This window comes from Kocuria sp., from assembly GCF_030536815.1.
Classification (GTDB): Bacteria; Actinomycetota; Actinomycetes; order Actinomycetales; family Micrococcaceae; genus Kocuria; species Kocuria gwangalliensis.
The window spans coordinates 22502-43213 of record NZ_JAUNPE010000007.1 but is presented as its reverse complement, the minus strand read 5'-3'; the positions used below and the strand labels follow the sequence as shown (position 1 = coordinate 43213).

Here is a 20712-nt window from a genome sequence, read left to right as displayed (position 1 = left end):
CGAAGTTGTACTGGAGCAACTGGGGATCCCAATAAACACTGGTGGGGTACACGGCACCTTTACCGTTTGTTGCGGGGCTCACACGACCATTAGATCATTGACCACGCCTCACTGGGCCGTGGTTCGCACTGTGACGGTGGATTTAGGGCAATAATGTGCTGACTGCTCGTGCGCGGGCCCACTATCAGTACATCGGAATGCGACGTTGGAGGAGGTGCGGTGAGCGAGTTGGAAGAGGCCGATCCGGCCCCGGAACACCCCCCGTCCAATCGTGACCCGTTCCCCACGCGGATGGCACTCGGGGTACGGGATTTCGTGGACGGAATCGCCAACTCCTCCCCCGCGAGGCTGGCGGTCATGGTCTTCGTCATAGTGGATCTGGCCTTTGCCACGTTGTTGTGGTTGCCCGTCTCGGCGGCTCCGGGGAAGAACACCGGCGCCGCGGACGCCATATTCACCGCAACCTCCGCCGTGACCGTGACCGGATTGACCACGGTGTCCACCGCGGATCAGTGGTCCCTGTTCGGCCAGGTGATCATCCTGGTGGCGATCCAGATCGGCGGTCTGGGCACCCTGACAATGACCTCCCTCTTGGCCCTGGCCATCGGGCGGAAACTGGGCCTCAAATCCAAACTGATCACCCAGGAGGCGCTCAACATCGGGCGGTTGGGCGAGGTGGGTTCGCTGCTGCGCATCATTGTGGTGACATCGATTTCCATTGAGGCGGCCCTCACGGTGGTGCTGACCGTGGGCTTCCTGGTGGCCGGGGAACCACTTCATATCGCCCTGTGGCACGGGGTGTTCTACGGGATCTCGAGCTTCAACAACGCCGGGTTCACTCCGCACAGTGACGGTCTGGTGCCCTACGACCACACCGGGTTGGACTCCTGGCTGATCCTGTTCCCCATTTGCATTGGCGTGTTCATCGGCTCGCTGGGTTTCCCCGTGATCCTGGTGCTGCGCGAAGCAGGGTTCCGGTTCACCCGCTGGAATCTCAACGCCAAGCTGACGCTGTTGACCACCGGAATCCTGTTGCTGGTCGGTTGGCTCCTGTTTTCGAGCTTCGAGTGGGACAACACCGCCACGATCGGTACCAAACCCGTCAGCGAACGCATTTTTCATGGTTTTTTCGCGTCCGTGATGATGCGCTCGGGCGGTTTCAACCTGGTGGACATGACCGACACCTCCCAGGTGACCCTCTTACTCACCGACGCCTTGATGTTCGTGGGTGGCGGTTCGGCATCGACCGCCGGTGGCATCAAAGTGACCACGTTGGCCGTGGTGTTCCTGGCAATCCTGGCCGAAGCGCGCGGTGACAAATCCGTGATTGCGTTCTTCCGCACCATCCCCGATTCCGTGCTGCGCATTGCCATCTCCGTGATCATGATGGGCGCCACCGTGGTGCTCACCGGTTCCGCGATCCTGGTGGAGCTCACCGGCCGCCCGTTGGACCACGTATTGTTCGAGGTCATTTCCGCCTACGCGACGTGCGGACTCAGCGTGGGAGTTTCCGCGGACGCCCCCGATGCCGGAAAATATGTTCTGGCGATCATCATGCTCATCGGCCGTATCGGCACCAACACGGTGGCCACGGCACTCGCGCTGCGCTCACGGCGTCGGTTGTATTCCTACCCGGAAGAAAGGCCCATCATTGGCTAAGAATTCATCCCACTCCGCACCGGTCATGGTGATCGGTCTGGGTCGTTTCGGGTCCGCCACCGCCTTGCAACTGGTGCGACAGGGCAATGAGGTCCTGGGAGTCGAAAGGGACGCCACCCTGGTCCAGAAGATGTCCGGGCAGCTGACGCACGTGGTGGAGGCGGAAGCCACCGATATCGACGCCCTACGTCAGGTGGGCGCCACCGATTTCACCGCAGCGGTCGTGGGTGTGGGCACGTCCATTGAATCGTCCGTGTTGATCACCGCCAACCTGGTGGACCTGGGCATCGACCGGATTTGGGCCAAGGCCATCTCCCCCGCCCACGGCAAGATCTTGGCGCGCATCGGCGCCCATCACGTGATTTTTCCGGAGGCCGACGCCGGCCGCCGCACCGCGCATCTGGTGTCCGGGCGGCTGTTGGACTACATCGAATTCGACGACGACTTCGCGATCGTCAAGATGTACCCGCCCCGTGAGACCCAGGGCTTCACGCTGGGTGAATCGGACATCCGCTCCAAGTACGGCGTGACCGTGGTGGGTGTTAAATCCCCCGGTGAGGACTTCACGTACGCCCGCCCGGAAACCATGGTGACGTCGCGGGACCTGCTGATCGTCTCGGGCCACGTGGACCTCATTGAGCGCTTTGCCGCGCGACCCTAGCCCGGCCGGTCGATCCGACCCGATCCACCGCACCGGCTGGGTGACGGGTCTCAGTGCCCGCAGTACTCCTGTTCCATCTCGTCCCCGCGCTCTGCCGAGGCTGCCGCACCGGCGGCGATCACGTCCTTGAGACTGCGTTCGTCAAAGGTGTTGAGAGCCTTCTCGGTGGTGCCGCCGGGACTCGTGACGGCTTTGCGCAGGGCGGCGGGATCGGCGTCGTCGGGGCTAAGCAGCACCCCCGCGCCCGCGACCGTCTCCTTGGCCAGCACACGCGCGACGTCGCTGGGCAGCCCGAGCTCCTCGCCCGCCCGCTGCATGGCCTCGGCCAGGTAGAACACGTACGCGGGCCCGGACCCGGAGACACCGGTGACGGCTCGGACCAGGTGCTCCTCGACCTCGACCACGGTGGCCACGGAGGAGAGCACCTCCTTCACGACGTTGAGCTGGTCCGGGGTGGTGTGGGTTCCGGGGGTCACCGAGATGACGCCGCGGCCCACGCTGGAGGGGATGTTGGGCATGGTGCGCACCACGGGTTGCCCCTGGGGCAGCGCTTTCTCGAGTGCGTCCAGGGTGATGCCGGCCGCCACGGATGCCACCACGGTCCCGGGCTGCAGTACCGGGGCGATCTCGCGCGCAAGATCCAGGATCGCGTAGGGCTTCACGCCCAGCAGCACGACGTCCGCGTCCTTGACGGCCTCGAGGTTGGCCCTCGCGTTCTCCTCCCCGGACAGCACGGTGACACCGGTGTCCTCGCGCAGGGTCTGAGCCGAGGACGCGGACTTGGTGGTGGCGCGCACGCGTTCGGCGGGCGTACCACCGGCCAGGACTCCGCGCAGGATGGATCCGTTCATGGATCCCGTACCGAGGAAAGACAGGACGAGCTCGCTCATGCGAGTGCTCCTTTCAATGACGAATCTGGGCCTCCCTCGACCGTATCGCGCCGGCGGAGGGCTGGAAAATACGCGGCGGAACCGTCCCCGACCAGCCCGGCCCAGGATTGCCAGAGGAACATCAGGCAGCGCCCTGCTCGTTCTCCACCTGGGCTCTTAGGCTGATCCCACCTCAATTGGTGCGAGTGGATATCCAGGAAACGGTCCCCTAGTCCGTTTCCTCCATGTGCCGGCGAGCGAACGCCAAGGATTCGGACAACCAGGCGTCCCGCTCGTCGGCATTTTTGGCTTTTCGGGTGGAAACCTCCACACCCACCACTCCCCGCCAGCGGGTGTCGCGCAGGTACTGCAGTGTCTGCGCCACCGGCTGCACTCCGTGCCCGGGCAGCAGGTGCTCATCCGCCATGGTTTCCCCCGAGCCGTCGGTGAGGTGCACGTGGCCCAGGCGGGAGCCCAGTTCCTGCACTGCCGCCAGGGAATCCATGTGTGCGGTGGCCGCGTGGGAGAAGTCCCAGGTGACCCAGTCGTAGTCCTGACCCAGCGGGCTGTAGTGCGGTGAATACACCACTGCCTCGCGGCCCGCCACACGCCACGGGTACATGTTCTCGACCGAGATCTTGATGCCCGTCATCCGGGACACCTCGCGCACACCCTGCACGAAATTGCGCGCGTACTTGGCCTGCCATCGGAACGGCGGGTGCACCACGACCACCTCGGCGCCCACCTGTTCGGTGAGTTTGGCGGCCATTTGAATCTTGGTCCAGGCCTTGCCCCAGACCTGCTGGGTGAACAACAGTGTGGGCGCGTGAATCGTGGAGATGGGCACCTGGTACTCCTGGATGTGATTCAGGAGTTGGTGAGTCAGCTGGCTCATGCGCTCGTGGGTGACGAGCACTTCCACGCTGTCGTAACCCAGGCGGTGAGCGGCGTCGAACGTCTCGGGCACGCCCTTGGGGTAGAGCGAGCTGGTGGACAGCGCCACGTGCGGACGATACGGATCCTCGTTCTGGGACATCACTTGGCCACCAAATTCTTGGGGTTGACGGTGTGGATCGCTGCCCCGGTGGTCAACCGGTCCAGTCGGCGCAGAATGAGCCCTTCGCGCAACGCCCACGGGGAAATACGCAGGGTTCCGATGTCGAGCATATCCATTGCGGTTTCGGCCACGATAGCGCCCGCGAGCACCTGGGCCGCGCGATGTTCGGAGACACCCGGCAGTTGGGCGCGCTCGGAAACGGTCATGGCCTCCATCCGCCGGGTCCACAACCGCAAGTCTTCCGCATGCATGGTGCGCGGTACGTAGGGTCCCTGGGCCGACGGCGCCGCGCCGCAAATGCGCGCCAGTGACCGGAACGTCTTGGACGTCCCCACGACCAGGTCCGGGCGGCCACCCCTCTCGACCTTCTCCACCGCGGGCTTCAACGTGGTGCGCACATGCCTGCGCAACTTCTTCACGTCTGCCGGTGAGGCGGCGTCGCTGCTGCCCAGGAACGTTCGGTACATCCGCCCGGCGCCCAGCGGGACCGAGGTGGCCACGGTGGGTAGGGCGTTGGTGCCCACGGCCATTTCGAACGAGCCACCGCCGATGTCGAAGTCCATGATGCGCCCGACACCCCACCCGAACCAGCGGCGGACGGCGTAAAAGGTGATTGCGGATTCCTGATCGCCGGAGATCTCCGTGAGGGTGACTCCCGACCGGGACTGCACGTGGTCCAGCACATCGGCGCCGTTGGCGGCCTCGCGAATGGCAGATGTGGCAAAGGCCAGCAGGTCCTCGGCGTCGTGGTCCACCGCGAAGTCTCGTGCCTCGATCACGAAGGCCGTCAACAGGTCGCGCCCGTGATCGGTGATCCGCCCCTGCTCGTCCTGGTGTTCCACGAGCCGCAAGGCCATTTTGTGGGACGCGTACGGTTCCGGCTTGGACCCCGGATACACATCCAACAGGAGCAAATGGACCGTGTTGGAGCCAACGTCCAGGACTGAGAGCCGCATGTGGTTCCTTTACTCGACCGCGGGTCGTGGCCCGCGGTGGATTACTTCTTGCTGGCTGATGCCTTGCGGGTGGTCGTGGCCTTGGCCTTGGTCCCCGCCTTGGCCTTACTCGCGGTCTTGGACTTCGGTGCGGTTGTGGACTTCGTGTCGGTCTTGGTGGAGCGGGCGCGCGTGGTCGTCTTCTTGGGGGCGGGGCCCTTGGCGCGCTTCTCGGCCAGCAACTGGGACGCGCGCGCATTGGTCATTTGCTCAATGCTTTCCGCGCGGGGAACTGTCACGTTGGTCTCACCGTCCGTGATGTACGGACCGAAACGACCATCCTTGATCACCATGTGCTTCTCGGTGATGGGGTCCGCGCCCAGATCCGCAAGCGGTGGCTTGGCCGCTTGACGGCCGCGCTGCTTGGGCTGGGAGTAAATGGCCTTGGCCTCCTCCAGAGTGATCGTGAAGATCTGGTCCTCGGAACCGATCGAACGGGAATCCGAGCCCTTTTTCAGGTACGGGCCGTAGCGGCCGTTCTGCACGGTGATGGTCTCACCGTCAGTGTCCGCACCCAGGTCCCGCGGCAGCGACAGCAGCTTGAGGGCGTCCTCCAGGGTCACGTCCTGCAGCTTCATGGACGAGAACAAGGACGCCGTGCGGGGCTTGGGCTTCTCGATCTTCTTGGGCTTGGGGTTGCCGTTCTTGTAGTACTCGGTGGGGATCGCGTCGAGCTCGTCCTGAGTGGGCTCGGGGACGAGCTCCGTCACGTAGGGACCGTAGCGGCCGTCCTTGGCCACGATCATCCGACCGGAATCCGGATCGACCCCCAGCTCCCGGCCGTCCGCCTTGCCGATTTCCATGAGTTCCCGGGCCTTGGCGGCGTCCAGCTCGTCCGGGGCGAGGTCCAGGGGAACATTGGCGCGCACCGGGTCGGTGATCTCCCCGGTCTCCGGGTCGACCGTTCCGGCCACCTCCAAGTACGGCCCGAACTTACCCACGCGCAGGGTGATCTCGTCCGTGATGGGGATCGAGTTCACCGCGCGGGCGTCGATCTCGCCCAAATCCTCCACGATGGGCTTGAGGCCGTGTTCCTTCTGACCGTCTCCGAAGTAGAAACCGGTCAACCACTTGACCCGTTCTTCCTCGCCGCGGGCAATGCGGTCCAGGTCATCTTCGAGCTCGGCCGTGAAGTCGTAGTCCACGTAGTCCGTGAAGTGGTCCTCCAACAACCGAACCACGGAGAAGGCCAGCCACGACGGGATCAGCGCGGATCCACGCACCTGCACGTACCCGCGGTCCATGATCGTGGAGATCGTGGCCGCGTAGGTGGACGGCCGACCGATGCCCAGCTCGTCCAAGGTCTTCACCAGCGAGGCCTCGGTGTAACGGGCCGGCGGGGTGGTGGTGTGACCGTCCGCGCTGACGTCGGTGGCGTCCAGGGCATCGCCCTCGGCCATGACCGGCAGCCGCTTGTCCTCGTCCTTGCCTTTACCCGAGGTGGTTTCGGGATTCTCGTCCTTGCCTTCCTCGTACGCGGCCAGGAAGCCACGGAAGGTGATGACCGTACCGGAAGCCGAGAACTCGGCGTCGGCGCCCGAAAGCTCACCGGCGGCCGAGGATGCCGAGGCACCCAACCTGACCGTTGCGGTCGAACCCTTGGCGTCCTGCATCTGGGACGCGACGGTGCGTTTCCAAATCAACTCGTACAGCTTGTACTCGTCCACCGACAACTGCGAGCGAACCTGCGAGGGGGTGCGGAACGAGTCGCCCGCGGGTCGCACGGCCTCGTGAGCTTCCTGCGCGTTCTTCGACTTGGAGGAGTACACGCGGGGCTTGCCCGGCACGAAGTCCTCGCCGTAGAGCTCCTGGGCCTGGCGGCGGGCGGCATTGATGGCCTGGTCGGACAGTGCCACGGAGTCCGTACGCATGTACGTGATGTAGCCGTTCTCGTACAGCCGCTGCGCCACGCGCATGGTGGTGCGGGAGGTGAAACGCAGCTTACGCGCAGCCTCCTGCTGCAGCGTGGAGGTGGTGAACGGCGCGGCAGGCCGGCGGGTGTAGGGCTTGGTCTCCAGCGATCGAACCGTGAACTCGGCGTCCTGCAGGCCGGCGGCCAGCGCGGTGGCCGCAACCTCATCCAGATGAGCCATGCCACCATCGCGGGCGGACTTGAGTTCGCCGCGATCGGAGAAGTCCCTGCCCGTGGCCACGCGCTGGGAGTTCAGGGACGACAGGCGAGCGGTGAACCCGCGGCCTGCGTCCTGACCCTCGGGACGGGCGAACGTGCCGGTGAGGTCCCAGTAATCGGCGGAGACGAACGCCATGCGCTCGCGTTCACGCTGCACCACCAGGCGGGTGGCCACCGACTGCACGCGGCCGGCGGACAGGCCCGAGGACACCTTGCGCCACAGCACCGGGGAGATTTCGTAGCCGTAGAGCCGGTCCAGGATGCGGCGGGTCTCCTGGGCGTCCACGAGGTCCTTGTCGAGTTCGCGCAGCTGCCCGAACGCACGCTCGATGGCTTCTCGGGTGATTTCCGGAAAGGTCAGTCGGTACACCGGGACCTTGGGCTTGAGCACCTGCATCAGGTGCCAGGCAATGGCTTCGCCTTCGCGATCGCCATCGGTTGCGAGGTAGAGGGCGTCGGCGTCCTTGAGCTTGCGCCGCAGCTCGGTGACCTTTTTCTTCTTGTCCGGGTTGACCACGTAGTACGGGTCGAATCCGTGTTCCACGTCCACCGCGAACTTGCCGTACGGGCCCTTTTTCATGTCCGCGGGCAGCTCAGAAGGCTGCGGCAGGTCCCGGATATGACCCATCGAGGATTCGACCTCGTAGGCGTCACCGAGATAACCCGCAATTGTTTTCACCTTGGACGGTGACTCCACAATCAGCAGGCTCTTGCCGGTCTCAGCGTTCTTGGTGGCCTTAGTTGGCACGGTACTCCTCGTCATGACCCGTGGATTCCAACGGGTCTGGTCCTTCCGATTGGGGGCTGCACGAATGCCCCGTGGTCACAACCGTCTCACACGAAAGGTTTTACCACGCGTTTCGATGCTCAGGCCGGATCGTGATCCGGCTCGGTGGCCATGGTGAACTCTCGCCCGGTGGCCGAGTCAACGTCAATCACCACAAAGTGGTACTTGTACGTGGGTGCCCAGGGCTTCAACGGGAGCTGTTCGGCAGTCTCTCGTTCGGCCTGGGTCTCCAACCGGCGAGCGCGGCCGTGTACCACCACGGAGCGCACATGATCCCCGACCACGTGGTCCACTTCGAAGGCCACCTGGTTGTTGACCACCAGGCTCGCCAGCTTGGTGCCCTGCGCGGTACGGAAATACAGTTTACGGTCCTTCGCCACATAGTTGACCGGGAAGATGTCAACGATGCCTGCGGCTTGCACGGCCAGTCGGCCGAACGGGAGCTCTCCCAGGAGCTCCCACACCGCTGTGCTGTCGAGGGGCAGAATCGGATTGAAGGTTTCGCCAGTGCTCATGCCATCAGTCTTACACTTCCACCAACAGGCCGTGGGTGATGAGCGCCCTGATTTCACGTAATAATTGCTCCGACGGGCCACCCTCCCAACCCAGTAACGACCCCAGGGCCGTCAAGATCTGACGCGCACTGAGTTCCCCGTCGCACACCCCCGCGAAACCTGCGGCCTCGCTGCTGAGTACCACCGTTCGCCGCAGTCCCCCGCCCTGACGCAGCAAGATCAAAGCCGGATCCTCCGCGCCGGGGCGACCGTGACGTTCCTCGGTGACGTCCTGAGCGACGTCGTAATGCTTGTCCTGCCACGCGCCCTGCACGACGACGCCGCTCGCGGCCTCCGCGCGAAACATGACGTCCGCGCGCTGCCACTCCGCAGCCAGGGTCGCCGCAATGGGTTGCTGGATGGGATGGTCGATGTGCTCAAAAATCCTCAGGGTGCCGTGGTCGGGACCGGGATGTTCGGGTTGCGCGAGCCGAACCATGCCGAAACCGACGGCGCCCACACCGCGGGAGGCGAAGTCTGCCAGGTACTCGCGGTAGGCGGCTTCGTAGGCGTCGAGATCGCGCTGCTGCGAGGCATCTCGCAACCAGGTCTCCGCGTATTCGCACACATCTTGGATCTCACGTTGAATGACCCACGCGCCCGTACCCGGTGCGCACCATTGTTCGACGCGCTCCGACCAAATCTTTTTCGGGTCCGTGTCCGGTGCGTCCGGGATTTCCCAGTTGGCCAGCAGGTGCGCGGATCCGCCGGGTGCCAGCACGGTGGGCAGTGCGGTGATCAGTTCGGACACGAGCCGGTCGCCCGCCTTGCCGCCGTCGCGGTAGGTGAAACGGTCCTCGGCCGTTTCATGACTGCGGCGCGGGGTGATCACGAACGGCGGGTTGGAGACCACCAGGTCGAATGTCCGGCCCGCCACCGGTTCCAGGAGACTGCCGTGCAGCAGTGCAACGCGAGCCTCCAGGTCGAACGGGTCCAGCTCCAGGGCCTGGGCGTTGAGCAGCAGGTTGAACCGCGTGGTGGCCAGCGCGCGGTCCGAGAGGTCCGTGGCCGTGACGTGGCGCGCGTGGGAGAGCAAGTGGAAGGTCTGGATCCCGCACCCGGTTCCCACGTCCAGGGCGGTTTCTACATCCCGCCTTTCCGTCGCGCGGACCAGGGTCAGGGAGGCGCCGCCGATGCCCAGCACGTGATCATGACGCAGCACGCCGGGACGTTGGAAAGCGCCCAGGTCACTGACCACGTACAGCTCGCCGGACACATCCGTGGAATAGGGGCGCAGGTCCACGGAGGCGCGCACGGTTGCGTCAGCACCGTCGTCACCGTCCTCCAGCAGTCCCAGGCGCGCAAGGCCCGAGGAACCCACGGTCGGCAGGGCGGCGTCGACCGCCACCGCGGGCACGGGATCCCCGAGCAGGAACAGCGCGATCACGGTGGCCAGCCGCGGTTGGTCGGCGCCCACGTGGTGGAGTGCCATGCGGGCCGGAACCGGCTGTTCGCGCAGCCACGCGTCCATGGCGCGATCACCGAGCAAGTCGGTGACCCCGTCCACGGTGAAATTGATCTCGGTCAGATCCCGGTGGAGGTCCAGGACCGCCCGGGGTTCCCTCGAGCACGGGGAATCGACCACCGCGCTGAACGGCGCGGCAGCGGCGGGAGAATCAGCCAAGACTCAGTGGCCCAGGCGGAACTTGCGACCGGTGATGCGCGTGGGTGTGATCTCCACGAATTCGAGCTTCTCGGTCTCGAGCCACGGGCGCAGTCCCAACGACTCGACACGCTCGATGTCTTCGGTCTCGGTCAGCATCCGAGCGGTGCCGCGCACCACCACCGAGTGGGCCTCGGAACCGGTGGCGCGATCAATCTCAAGGGTCACACTGGGGTTCAGCTGTAGCTGAAGCACCTTGGCGCCCTTGGCCGAACGGAAGTAGAGGCGCTCACCATCGGTCACGATGTTCAACGGGGTGATGTCGATGTCATCGCCGTCGCGAGTGGCCAACCGGGCAAACCGCGCCTGCTCGAGCAGATCCCAGCTCTGCTGTTCGGACAGTTCCTGGATGGGCGGCTGCTTGGGCTCGTCCTGTTCGTCGTGCGCCTTGGCAATGTTCATGGGGTGTCCCTGCTCCGGTGTGCTCATGCCCCCATAATTCCATGCGCGCCGCGGTGAGTGAAGTATGCGTGGTGCCGCGTGCGGGAGAATGGGCCCGTGAGTTCTTCCCAGGACATGGTCAATCTGCTCGGCCGCGGACCGCGACCCGAGCAGGTCCGTCATGTCCGCGAGCTGCCCGCGCGTGCGGCCGAGTACGCGCCGTGGCCCGAGGGAATTCATCCGGACGTCCGTGCGGCTTACGAGCGGTTGGGCATTCACGAGCCCTTCGCCCACCAGGTGGCCGCCATGACCGCACCGCGGCACACGATCGTGGCCACCGGGACCGCCTCGGGAAAGTCGCTGGTCTATCAATCACTGGTTCTCAACGCCGTCCACCGTGGAAAAATCGCCATTGCGTCGCGTCCCGGGCTGCTGCACCACCCCGAGGAAGCCACCGCGCTGTACTTATCGCCCACCAAGGCGCTCGCCGCCGATCAGTTGACGTCGCTACGTTCCCTGGGGTTCGGGGGCGTGCGCGCCGCCACTTACGACGGTGACACCGACACCGGTGAGCGGCGCTGGATCCGCGAACACGCTGACGTGATCCTGTGCAACCCGGACATGCTCCATCACGGGGTGCTGCCCAATCACACCGGGTGGTCGCGGTTCCTCCGGCGGCTGCGCTACGTGATCATCGACGAAGCCCACTCCTATCGGGGGGTGTTCGGCTCTCACGTGGCCGTGCTCATGAAGCGGCTCAAACGGGTTGCAGCCCATTACGGTGCGGAACCGATCTTTATCGGTGCGTCCGCGACGAGTGCGTCGCCGCAGGACTCGTTCGCGCGGCTGATCGGCGTCCCGCGTGCCGAGGTGACCGCCGTGGAGCGTGATACCTCCCCCCATGGTTCGCGCACGGTCGTGTTGTGGGAGCCGGAGCAATCACCGGGTGGATCGGACAACAACGCGCCCTCCCGGCGCACCGTGACCGCCGAATCCGCGGACATGCTCACCGATCTGGTGTTGCAGCAGATCCGTACGATCGCGTTCATCCGGTCACGCCGGGGCGCGGAGACCATTGCTCAGACAGCCCGTCGGCAACTTGAAGAGGTTGATCCCTCGCTCGCGCACCGGGTGGCTGCCTATCGCGCGGGTTTCCTCCCCGAGGAACGGCGTGAGCTGGAACAGGCCCTGCGGGACGGTCGGCTGCTCGGGGTGGCCAGTACCTCCGCCCTGGAACTGGGCATCGACATCGCCGGGCTCGACGCCGTTCTGGTCGCCGGGTGGCCAGGCACTCGTGCCTCGTTCACTCAGCAGATCGGCCGCGCCGGGCGTGCCGGCCAGCACGCTCTGGCCGCGTTGATCGCCGGAGACGATCCGCTGGACACCTACTTGGTGAATCACCCCGAGGCCATTTTTGACGTGCCCGTGGAGGCCACGGTGTTCGAGGCCTCCAACCCCTACGTGCTGGCACCGCATCTGTGTGCCGCGGCGGCCGAACTCCCCCTGCGGGCCACGGAGCTGCACCTGTTCGGTCCCACAGCGCATGACGTGGTGCACTCGCTGGAGGCGTCGGGACACCTCAGGCGCCGCCCCAGCGGGTGGTTCTGGAGCCGATCCGAGCGCCCGGCCGACATGATTTCCATTCGTTCGGGTGACGGCGGGCCCGTGCAGATCATGGACTCGGAGACCGGTGCCGTGCTGGGGACCATGGGTGCACCCCAGTCCCACTACCAGGCGCACCCCGGTGCGGTCTACGTGCACCAGGGCCGCACGTACTTGGTTGAGGACCTGGACCAGGAACTCAATGTGGCGTCCGTGCGGCACGCGTTCCCGGATTTTTATACGGTGGCCCGCGACGTCACCGAGGTTCAGGTGCGCTCCGTGGCCGACACCCAGCGCTGGGGTCCCATCACCATTCACCGCGGCGGGGTGGACGTGACAACCCAGGTGATGAGTTTCCAGCGAAAGCTCACGGCCTCCAATGAGGTGGTGGGTGAAGAACCGTTGGAGCTACCGCCGCGTCAATTGGCCACCACCGCCACGTGGTTCACCGTGGACCAGCCCCGGTTGGCCGCCATGGGGATCGAGGAGCCGGACATTCCCGGTTCCCTGCACGCCGCCGAACACGCCATGATCGGGTTGCTCCCGCTGCTGGCCTCGTGCGACCGCTGGGACGTGGGAGGCCTGTCCACGGCCCTGCACGCGGACACCGAATTACCCACCATTTTCGTCCACGACGGCCACCCCGGTGGAGCGGGCTTCGCCGAGCGCGGCTATGACATGTTCCACCGCTGGATCACGGCCACCCGGGACGCCATTGCCGCGTGCGAATGCGATACCGGCTGCCCCTCCTGCGTGCAGTCCCCCAAGTGCGGAAACCGCAACAATCCGCTGGACAAGGCCGGCGCGCTCAAGTTGTTGAACGGGGTGCTGGGCTTCGCCCCGGATGAGGCGGCTGCGCAATAATGGTGCCGGCGAACAACACGGCTGTGATCACAGGCGCACAGCACCCGGGAACACGCGAAGGGTCACGGTTCTCCCGGCGGCGGGCCCGCGCGTGAGACACCCACGGCCGGGCCGAGTGGCTCCAGCGGACCGAATAACGCAATGCTCGTGCGGACATCCACCGTGGTTTGTTCCCGCGTGACCAGCTCGCAGTGATCCATGACGGCACCGTTTTCCGCAGCCACGGCGCGTGCCACATCGCATGGCACGCCACTGGCCAACCCGCGGGCCGTGTCGGCCGCCGCCAAGGCCGCGAGGTCCGCGGCTTTGGCGGCACGGTGCATCGAGATACCGGCCTGACCCAGCAGCAGGATCACGATCAGCAATGCGCACATGAGCACGGCAATGCTCATGCCGTGAACGGTTCCCGACCCTTCGTCCGGATGACCGTCCGCGGCGGGCCCGCCGAGCACGAATCCAGAAAGATCCGGGTCGACCGAATGATGGCTAGGGGCCCACATCTGCGTTCCTCGATCCTTCGGTCATGGCCATGGCATCCGCCTGTAACGTCCAGTCACTCCATGTGCCCAGGATCCCGGGCGCGGGTCCACTGACGGTCACGGTCACACGGTCCGGCCCGGCAGCCACGGTCACCGCGGAATCTTCGCCGGCGATCTCACGCGCTCTTTCCTGCGCCACGGCCACGGTTTCGCCACGAGCGGCCGCCCTCGCGGATGCCCGAGCCGCCTCTTCGAAACGGACAAGTGTCATCCCCGCCGCGGCAGCGGCCAACATGACCGCGAGGAGGAACACGAGAGCGGGCATGATGACCGCGGTTTCCACGGTGACCGCTCCCCTCTCCCGCTGATCCGGGGGTCCGTGTCCAGGCCGGCAGCCAGATAACGGGCTTGCGGGCGCACTGTGCTGTGGTCTCATATCGGTACCTTTCCGAGACTTCACGTGGGCCCGTGGGGCGCGCCTCATGGTCGAGGCGCGCCCCACGGGGGCGTCCCATCGGATTACACCGACAGCGCCTTCTGGATGATGCCGAGCAGCAGTCCCGAGACAGAGTCCGAGGACAGCACGGCCGCCATCACACCGCCGAAGGCAGCGGCGGCCAGGACGATCACCGCGTACTCCGCGGTGGACGCCCCGAGGTCGGGGTGATCCGCGCCCAGGGCAAGGTCCGTGCCGGGTGGTTCCAGGACGGCGTCGGGCGCAATGGTTGTCGGTGCGGCGGGGGTGGACGTGGCAGCAATGTTGGTGGACATGGGGTTCTCCTGTGACTCAAAGGTGTGTGGTGGTGGCTGAACGAACGTGTGGTCGCCGGCCCCGGGCGGCGCGCGGTCGCGGATCATGATCCGAACACCTTGGGCAACAGGCTCATGAGCACGGGCAGCACGCCCCAGCACATGAAGGCGGGCAAGCAACACAATCCCAGCGGCAGGACCAGCCGAACCGACAGGGCCTCCGCGGCACGTTCTGCCCGGCGGAACTGGGCGCGCCGCACCTGCTCGGCCTGACCTCGCAGGACCGATGCCGACGCCGCCCCGGACGTAGCCGTGAATTCGAGCGCATCGCGGTAATCCAGTAACGCTCGAGGCAACCGGTTACCCGAGGACCACGCGGTGTCCCAGTCCAGCCCCAACCGAAGCGCAGCGGCGACCCTCTGCAGTTGCGGGTACCCGGAGCCCGCGGTGCTGTGGGCCAGGATCGACACGGCCTCTGCCAGGGGTAGCCCGGCATCCAGTTGCGTGGCGGTGAGCTCCACCAGTGTCGCCGCCGGGAGCCCGGGAGTATTGCTCGGTAAGGGTGCCGCAGCGGCGTCGTCGAACGTGCCCGCTCGTGGGGTGGCAACGCCGGCCACGGAAGACACAATGAGGCGTGGAGAGGACCAGACGAAAAACGCCGCGGCTAGCAAAAGGCCCGCGCTGAGAGCACCCATCATGGCCCGTCCACCCCCTCGGCATGGCGCATGAGCTGACGGGTCCACAACCGACCGGCAACGGTCAGCACGGCTCCCGCGACGAGAGCTATCCGTCCCCACGGTGTGGTGATCAGAGTGGTGATCGGGTCGGTTCCCATGAGCATGCCGAGCCCGAGGGCGAGTACCGGTAGCCAGGCCAGCACTCGGACCGTGGCACGGGGACCGGCGAGTGCGCTCTCCCGCGCTGCCTGGGCGTCGATCTGGGACTCCACGGAGTCGGCCAAACCGTGGAGGGTCTTGGACAGTGAGGCGCCGGATCGTTCGGAAATCTCCCAGCATGCGGCGAGCTGCACGCTGGCGGAGCGGGCCCAACGGGCCAGTTCATGGTCGGATACGTCCGGCGCGGTGTGGGCCAAGCGACCCAGCGTGACCGATACCGGAACGCCGAGTTCCGATGCTGCGTGAACCTCGCCGCACAGCCGGTCGATCCATCCCGCAGTGGGATTGGCGTGCGGCTGAGCGGTTGTGCGGGAAGCATGAGAGAACACGAGGGACGGGCTGCGGCCGGCATGAAGTAAAGCCGCCAGCCGCCGGATCAACGTGACCCATTGGGCTGCTTCGGCCGCGCGGTCTCGACGCCACCGCCGGGTTACGAAAGACCTCAAGGCCGGAGGTGCTCCCCCGCGTGCTTTGTCATTGCTTCTCGCGGCCGCGGCACCGCGGTTGTCGAGCATGCCTCTTCCGGTCCCACCGGCCCAGATCAGACCGGCTGCGGCAACCAGGGTTCCCACGGACAGCGCAAAAATCATGACGCACCCCTCGGGCTCGCAGCGGCCGTACGTGCAGCTTCGGGTGCGCTCACGAGGGTTGTAGCGCGTGACAACAACTGCGCCACACGTGGCCATCCCGGGCCCTTGACCGGTTCTCCATCGACGCAGGACAGGGCGGTCTGGGTGCTGAGTCGCCCGCTCGACAGTTCGAGCGTGCACAGGGTCTCCAGTCGCCGCCCGTGGGCTCCCCTGCTGACATGGGCGATCAGATCGAGGGCGCTGAACGCCTGCAGGTCAACGGCCTCTCGGCTCATACCCGCCAAAGATCCCAGTGCAGCCAATCGAGCAGGGACCGCCTGCGCCGAGTTCGCGTGCACGGTCCCGGCACCGGCGTGACCGGTGTTCAGCGCCGTGAGGAGCTCACGTACTTCGGCACCGCGGCATTCCCCGACCACCAAGCGGTCCGGGCGCATGCGTAGGGCCTGCCGCACCAGCTCCGCCAGGTCGACGGCGCCGCTGTTTTCCACGTTGTCGTGGCGGGCCTGCAACCCCACCACGTGAGGATGATCGGGATCGAGCTCGGCGGCGTCCTCAATGAGCACCAGACGTTCCGACGGGCGGCTCTGGGACAGCAGCGCGGAGAGCACCGTGGTTTTCCCGGATCCCGTGGCTCCGCTGATCATGAGGTTGGCCCCGGCTCTCATGGCCGAGCACAGCACGTCCGCCATGAACGGGTGGATGGCGCCGCAGAGCACCAGGTCGGACAGGGACAACCGCTGAGGTGCACGGAATCTGATGGACAACAATGTGCCAGTCGTGGAGACCGGTGGGATCACCGCATGAACGCGGAGCCCGGTGGCGGTCTGAACGTCCACGCACGGGTTGGCGTCGTCGAGCCGGCGCCCCGCGGCCGTGATGAGACGCACCGCGAGGGCCCGGACGTCAGCCTCCGCTGTGAAGGGCGAGGGGACCCGTTCCACACCCCCGAGGGTCTCGATGAAGACGTTCTCGTGTCCGTTGACGTACACGTCGCTGAGGCCCGTGGTGGGTAAGAGCGGTTCCAGCGGACCGAGCCCGGTGAGTTCGGCCCTGATGTGTTGCACGGCCCTGATGGATCCCACCGCCCCCAGCACCCGTCCGGTGTCCTGGATGGCGCGGGCAATCCGCGCGTCGGTGAGGGCACCACCTTCCTGCAGCAAGCGGTTACGGACGTCTTCCAGGAATCGGGTATCCAGTTCCGTGCCGTTCATGAGCCCGCCGCCAGCCTCCGGGCGATGGCGCGCACGGCTTTGGCGTGCTTGGAGCGTTGGCCCCGCTGCAGCGCGGCACCGTTGTCCAGCTCTTGCGGCAGGCGAGGGTCGAAACTCAGGGACCCGGCACATCCGGCTCCGCTGGCCGATTCCACCAGAGCGGCATCCACGTCCGCCACGTTGAGCCCGGTCAGGACCGTCATCACGGGAATGTCACCGCAGCGCTGAACCGCCAGCGTGGCCGCCAACACTCCCCTGACGGTGCGCGGTGTGAGCACCAGCACGGTGGAGCACCAGCGAGCTTGTTCCTCGAGACGGTCCGCTTTCAGGTCCACGACCAGATAGCTCGCCGCACTTCTCAGCGCATGAATCACGGTGCCCACTGGAACCGTGGTGGCGTGGGTGCCCTGGCGATCCCAGGAGAGGTAACGCAGGGGTCCCGTGCTCGGCAGCGCGGCCCACAGTTGGTCCGCAGCCACCGTGCCGGAGAACTGATGCAGTTCTGGCCACCGCAACCCTTCCTCCGACTCGGTGCCCAGCACCAGGTCCAGGCCCGCCGCACCGGGATCCGCATCAACCACCGCGGTGGGCGCACCGGTCCCCGAGAATTCTTGGGCGAGCCAACACGCAAACGTCGACGCCCCCACCCCGCCGGCGGCACCAACCACACCGATGACGCGTCCGAGGTCAACCGCGTCCGCATTGTGATCGGGGCGGGAGAGCATCTCCGCGAGCCACTCCGCGGCGTCGGGGAGGACAACCACGGCGCTGGCCGCGCTGCGCGCCGCGAGCTCCCAGGCTGCCTGTTGCGAGGACAGCGCGACAATGATCGCCCCGCTGGGTACCCGTTCCACCGCCGACGCCGCGTCGACCAGTAACGTGTCCGCATCCTTGGTGTCCGCGAAAGTATCCGCGACCACCAACTCCACACGACAGCTAACGCACACGGCCTCGACGGATTCGACGAGCTGCGGATCCGCGCTCAGAAGGTGGATCGTCCTGGTCAGGCCAGACACCGGTTCACCGGAGCCGCGACGATCGACGGCCGCACGGTTGGTGACGGTGCGCTGAGCTCTGCGCGTCCGCGGAATCACCGCCGTGTTCGGGGAGCTGTGTGGTGAAGGGGTCATGCCCTTACGGTCGCCGGATCACCCGTTCAGAGGACCATCCGGGCTCTCAATTGTGGAGTCGGACCCACCCCTCCACGGCATGACTCAAGCCTGTGCAGTGGCATCACCGCGAGCTATGACCCTCGCGGGGTGGCTGACCATGAGTCGGACAGGCCCCATGAACGGTCAGCACTGGAGGTTTCCTGGTCACCACCACGCGCGCGTCGTCTCGGTGGGCCCGTCCAATTCGGTGAGGCCGGCGTCGATAACGGCAACCGGCCGGGTGACGGCGGCCCACTCATCTTGACTCGGGTGGTCCACGCGCACACGGAACTCATCCTCCCGCCACCGCTCTTGGTCGGCATCCGACATGGTCTCCCACGCCAATTGCGCGGCGTGGGCGCACTGGGCCGCGAGCTTGCCGCTGGTCATCTCCAGTCCCGGCCGCACCTCCACGGTGACCATGGCGTCGTTCGAGTGCGAGACGCCGTCGTCGGGAAAAGAGGTGCCCGAGACTTGGAGTTTGTTCAGTTCCTTGGGCAGCGGTTTGACCGGGCCCGGCACGAAGGCGCGCACGGCGGCGTCGCCGGATTCACCGGCACCTGCCTGGGTGACCGTCACGCCGGGCAGCTCCTGGACGTCGGCCCACCGCTTGCCGTCCGCGCGCCGCACCAACTTGCGAATGCGCGCGTCCCGCCAGTACTTCACGGCCGGGTACCAGGGCCCGTTCGGCGCGGATCGCGGGTCGGCGAGCAGGCCGACGACGGCGCGCGCGGCGGCTTCTGCCACGTCCACCTGGCGCGCGGGAGACTGCCGATCCCGGTGCACCACCAACTGCATGGCCCAGGGGATGTCGTGATCATCGGGAATCTGCTCGGACATCTTTCTACTGTGCCACGCGGGATCCGTACTCCCCACAATCGGGGTTCTGCTATGCCTGTCAGGGATCACCCGTAGCCTGAATCCATGAACGTTGACGTTGTGGCCGGACTCCGCAGTACCTTCCGTACCGGGCGGACCCGTTGCCTGGAATGGCGCCGGGACCAACTCAACGCGCTGGAAGCCATGCTGCTCAACCACCGCGAGCAATGGCAGATCGCGTTGGGACAGGACCTGGGCAAGTCCCCGTTCGAGGCCACGATGACCGAAATCTATCCGGTGATCACCGAACTCAAACACACCCGCCGAAACCTCAAGAAGTGGCACAAGGATCAGCCGGTCCGCACTCCCCTGCAGTTCTTCCCGGGCCGTTCGTGGGTGCGCTATGACCCGCTGGGCGTGGTCGTCATCATTTCCCCCTGGAACTACCCGCTGCAATTGCAGCTCTCCCCGTTGATCGGTGCCCTGGCCGCGGGTAACTGCGTGATCATCAAGCCCAGTGAGATCAGTTCCGCCGTGGAACAGCTTTTTGCCGAGTTGGCCCCGCACTACTTCGATCCAGAAGCCGTCGCGGTGGTCACGGGCCCGGCCGACGCCGCCACCGCCCTCATTGACGCCCGTCCCGATCACGTGTTCTTCACCGGTTCCACCCGCACCGGCACCGCCGTGGCCGAGCGAGCGGCCCGCCAGCTCGTTCCCGTGACGCTCGAGCTGGGTGGGAAGTCCCCAACCTATGTTCACCACGACGTGGACCTGAAGGCCACTGCCCGTCGGATCACGTGGGGCAAGTTCATCAATGCCGGTCAGACCTGTGTGGCACCGGATCACATTTACGCGCACCAGGACGTTGCGGCTGCACTTGCCGAGGAGATCGCGAATGCAGTGCGGGAGAGCTTCGGTGCGCGGCCGGAGGAATCCGAGGATTTCGGACGCATGATTCATACCGGCGCGGTGGACCGTGTGGGTGCCATGATCCCGCCGGTCGGTTCGGACAATGTTATTTGTGGAGGCCAGGTCGACCGGGAGGATCGCTACGTCGCCCCGACCGTCCTGTATCCCGTGGCCGAATCCGACCCGGCCATGAGCGAGGAAATCTTCGGTCCGGTGCTGCCCATTCTGCCGGTGAGCGGGCCGCAAGACGCTGCGCAACGAATGCTCACCCGGGACACCCCGCTGGCCCTCTACATCTTTGCGACAGACACGTCAGTACGGAACTACATCATGGCCGAGGTCCCGTCCGGTGGTGTGAGCATCGGAATCCCGGTCGCGCATGTGGGCAGCCCCCACCTGCCCTTCGGCGGTAAGGGCGCCAGCGGCCAGGGGAAATATCACGGCAAGTGGTCACGAGACACGTTCACCCACCAGCGCGCGGTGCTCTCCAAACCGCTGAAACCGGAAACAATGGGTGTCATCTATCCGCCCATCCACGGTGCGGTGAAGTCCGTTCTGGACCGTGCGCTGTCGCCCGTGGGGGACAAGAAGCGGCGCGCTCCAGGGTCGTAGAATGCGGCCACGAACCAGCCCGCGGCTTTCTTCCTGCGCGGAATCAACGTGGGAGTCAACAACAGGGTGACC

19 protein-coding genes are annotated in these 20712 nt (G+C 66.0%); 4 read left to right on the top strand and 15 right to left on the bottom strand.

Features of this window, described 5'->3' with window-relative positions; translation table 11 throughout:
- Nucleotides 1-219: 219 nt before the first annotated feature.
- Nucleotides 220-1659, top strand: coding sequence for a TrkH family potassium uptake protein (locus Q4E95_RS01920; protein WP_303381692.1), 1440 nt, complete (start codon nucleotides 220-222; stop codon nucleotides 1657-1659).
- Entirely contained in the window at nucleotides 1652-2320 is a 669-nt protein-coding gene (locus Q4E95_RS01915; protein ID WP_303381691.1) for a TrkA family potassium uptake protein, read from the top strand. Before Q4E95_RS01920 ends, Q4E95_RS01915 begins: the two co-directional genes overlap by 8 nt.
- A gap of 50 nt (nucleotides 2321-2370) precedes the next feature.
- Here Q4E95_RS01915 and proC read toward each other — a convergent pair whose 3' ends face one another.
- From proC to Q4E95_RS01880, 7 genes are all read right to left on the bottom strand, one after another.
- Nucleotides 2371-3210, bottom strand: a complete 840-nt coding sequence (gene proC / locus Q4E95_RS01910) for a pyrroline-5-carboxylate reductase (RefSeq protein WP_303381690.1) — start codon at nucleotides 3208-3210, stop codon at nucleotides 2371-2373.
- Nucleotides 3211-3418: 208 nt separating this feature from the next.
- Nucleotides 3419-4225 carry a sugar phosphate isomerase/epimerase gene (locus tag Q4E95_RS01905; RefSeq protein ID WP_303381689.1) on the bottom strand — a complete coding sequence of 269 codons (807 nt, stop codon included), beginning with the start codon at nucleotides 4223-4225 and terminating at the stop codon, nucleotides 3419-3421.
- Entirely contained in the window at nucleotides 4225-5202 is a 978-nt protein-coding gene (locus tag Q4E95_RS01900; RefSeq protein WP_303381688.1) for a Ppx/GppA family phosphatase, read from the bottom strand. The genes Q4E95_RS01905 and Q4E95_RS01900 overlap by 1 nt, the downstream gene beginning before the upstream one ends.
- A gap of 41 nt (nucleotides 5203-5243) precedes the next feature.
- Entirely contained in the window at nucleotides 5244-8120 is a 2877-nt protein-coding gene (gene topA / locus Q4E95_RS01895) for a type I DNA topoisomerase (RefSeq protein WP_303381687.1), read from the bottom strand.
- A gap of 119 nt (nucleotides 8121-8239) precedes the next feature.
- Nucleotides 8240-8674 carry a pyridoxamine 5'-phosphate oxidase family protein gene (locus Q4E95_RS01890; protein ID WP_303381686.1) on the bottom strand — a complete coding sequence of 145 codons (435 nt, stop codon included), beginning with the start codon at nucleotides 8672-8674 and terminating at the stop codon, nucleotides 8240-8242.
- 10 nt (nucleotides 8675-8684) lie between these two features.
- Entirely contained in the window at nucleotides 8685-10337 is a 1653-nt protein-coding gene (locus tag Q4E95_RS01885; RefSeq protein ID WP_303381685.1) for a methyltransferase, read from the bottom strand.
- 3 nt (nucleotides 10338-10340) lie between these two features.
- Nucleotides 10341-10805 carry a pyridoxamine 5'-phosphate oxidase family protein gene (locus Q4E95_RS01880; RefSeq protein ID WP_303381684.1) on the bottom strand — a complete coding sequence of 155 codons (465 nt, stop codon included), beginning with the start codon at nucleotides 10803-10805 and terminating at the stop codon, nucleotides 10341-10343.
- Between the two features lie 69 nt (nucleotides 10806-10874).
- On the opposite strand from Q4E95_RS01880, the gene Q4E95_RS01875 reads away from it, so the two are divergent.
- Nucleotides 10875-13223, top strand: coding sequence for a DEAD/DEAH box helicase (locus Q4E95_RS01875; RefSeq protein WP_303381683.1), 2349 nt, complete (start codon nucleotides 10875-10877; stop codon nucleotides 13221-13223).
- A gap of 62 nt (nucleotides 13224-13285) precedes the next feature.
- Here the strand turns inward: Q4E95_RS01875 and Q4E95_RS01870 are convergent, their stop codons facing one another.
- From Q4E95_RS01870 to Q4E95_RS01835, 8 genes are all read right to left on the bottom strand, one after another.
- Nucleotides 13286-13723, bottom strand: coding sequence for an Rv3654c family TadE-like protein (locus tag Q4E95_RS01870; RefSeq protein WP_303381682.1), 438 nt, complete (start codon nucleotides 13721-13723; stop codon nucleotides 13286-13288).
- Nucleotides 13710-14045, bottom strand: a complete 336-nt coding sequence (locus Q4E95_RS01865) for a TadE family type IV pilus minor pilin (RefSeq protein ID WP_303381681.1) — start codon at nucleotides 14043-14045, stop codon at nucleotides 13710-13712. The genes Q4E95_RS01870 and Q4E95_RS01865 overlap by 14 nt, the downstream gene beginning before the upstream one ends.
- 176 nt (nucleotides 14046-14221) lie before the next feature.
- Nucleotides 14222-14473: a DUF4244 domain-containing protein gene (locus tag Q4E95_RS01860; protein WP_303381680.1), complete on the bottom strand. Its 252-nt coding sequence runs from the start codon at nucleotides 14471-14473 to the stop codon at nucleotides 14222-14224.
- An 83-nt stretch (nucleotides 14474-14556) separates the two neighbouring features.
- Nucleotides 14557-15069 (bottom strand): type II secretion system F family protein, encoded by a 513-nt coding sequence (locus Q4E95_RS01855; RefSeq protein ID WP_303381679.1) that lies wholly within the window; start codon nucleotides 15067-15069, stop codon nucleotides 14557-14559.
- 77 nt (nucleotides 15070-15146) lie between these two features.
- Nucleotides 15147-15938 carry a type II secretion system F family protein gene (locus Q4E95_RS01850; RefSeq protein ID WP_303381678.1) on the bottom strand — a complete coding sequence of 264 codons (792 nt, stop codon included), beginning with the start codon at nucleotides 15936-15938 and terminating at the stop codon, nucleotides 15147-15149.
- Nucleotides 15935-17149: a TadA family conjugal transfer-associated ATPase gene (locus Q4E95_RS01845; RefSeq protein WP_303381677.1), complete on the bottom strand. Its 1215-nt coding sequence runs from the start codon at nucleotides 17147-17149 to the stop codon at nucleotides 15935-15937. Before Q4E95_RS01845 ends, Q4E95_RS01850 begins: the two co-directional genes overlap by 4 nt.
- Nucleotides 17146-18279, bottom strand: a complete 1134-nt coding sequence (ssd, locus tag Q4E95_RS01840) for a septum site-determining protein Ssd (RefSeq protein ID WP_303381676.1) — start codon at nucleotides 18277-18279, stop codon at nucleotides 17146-17148. Before ssd ends, Q4E95_RS01845 begins: the two co-directional genes overlap by 4 nt.
- A gap of 186 nt (nucleotides 18280-18465) precedes the next feature.
- The gene (locus Q4E95_RS01835; protein WP_303381675.1) at nucleotides 18466-19140 is read right to left on the bottom strand and encodes a peptidyl-tRNA hydrolase; all 675 of its coding nucleotides are present in this window, start codon (nucleotides 19138-19140) and stop codon (nucleotides 18466-18468) included.
- 84 nt (nucleotides 19141-19224) lie between these two features.
- On the opposite strand from Q4E95_RS01835, the gene Q4E95_RS01830 reads away from it, so the two are divergent.
- Complete coding sequence (locus Q4E95_RS01830) at nucleotides 19225-20640, top strand: aldehyde dehydrogenase family protein (protein WP_303381674.1); 1416 nt, start codon at nucleotides 19225-19227, stop codon at nucleotides 20638-20640.
- The last annotated feature ends 72 nt before the right edge of the window (nucleotides 20641-20712 follow it).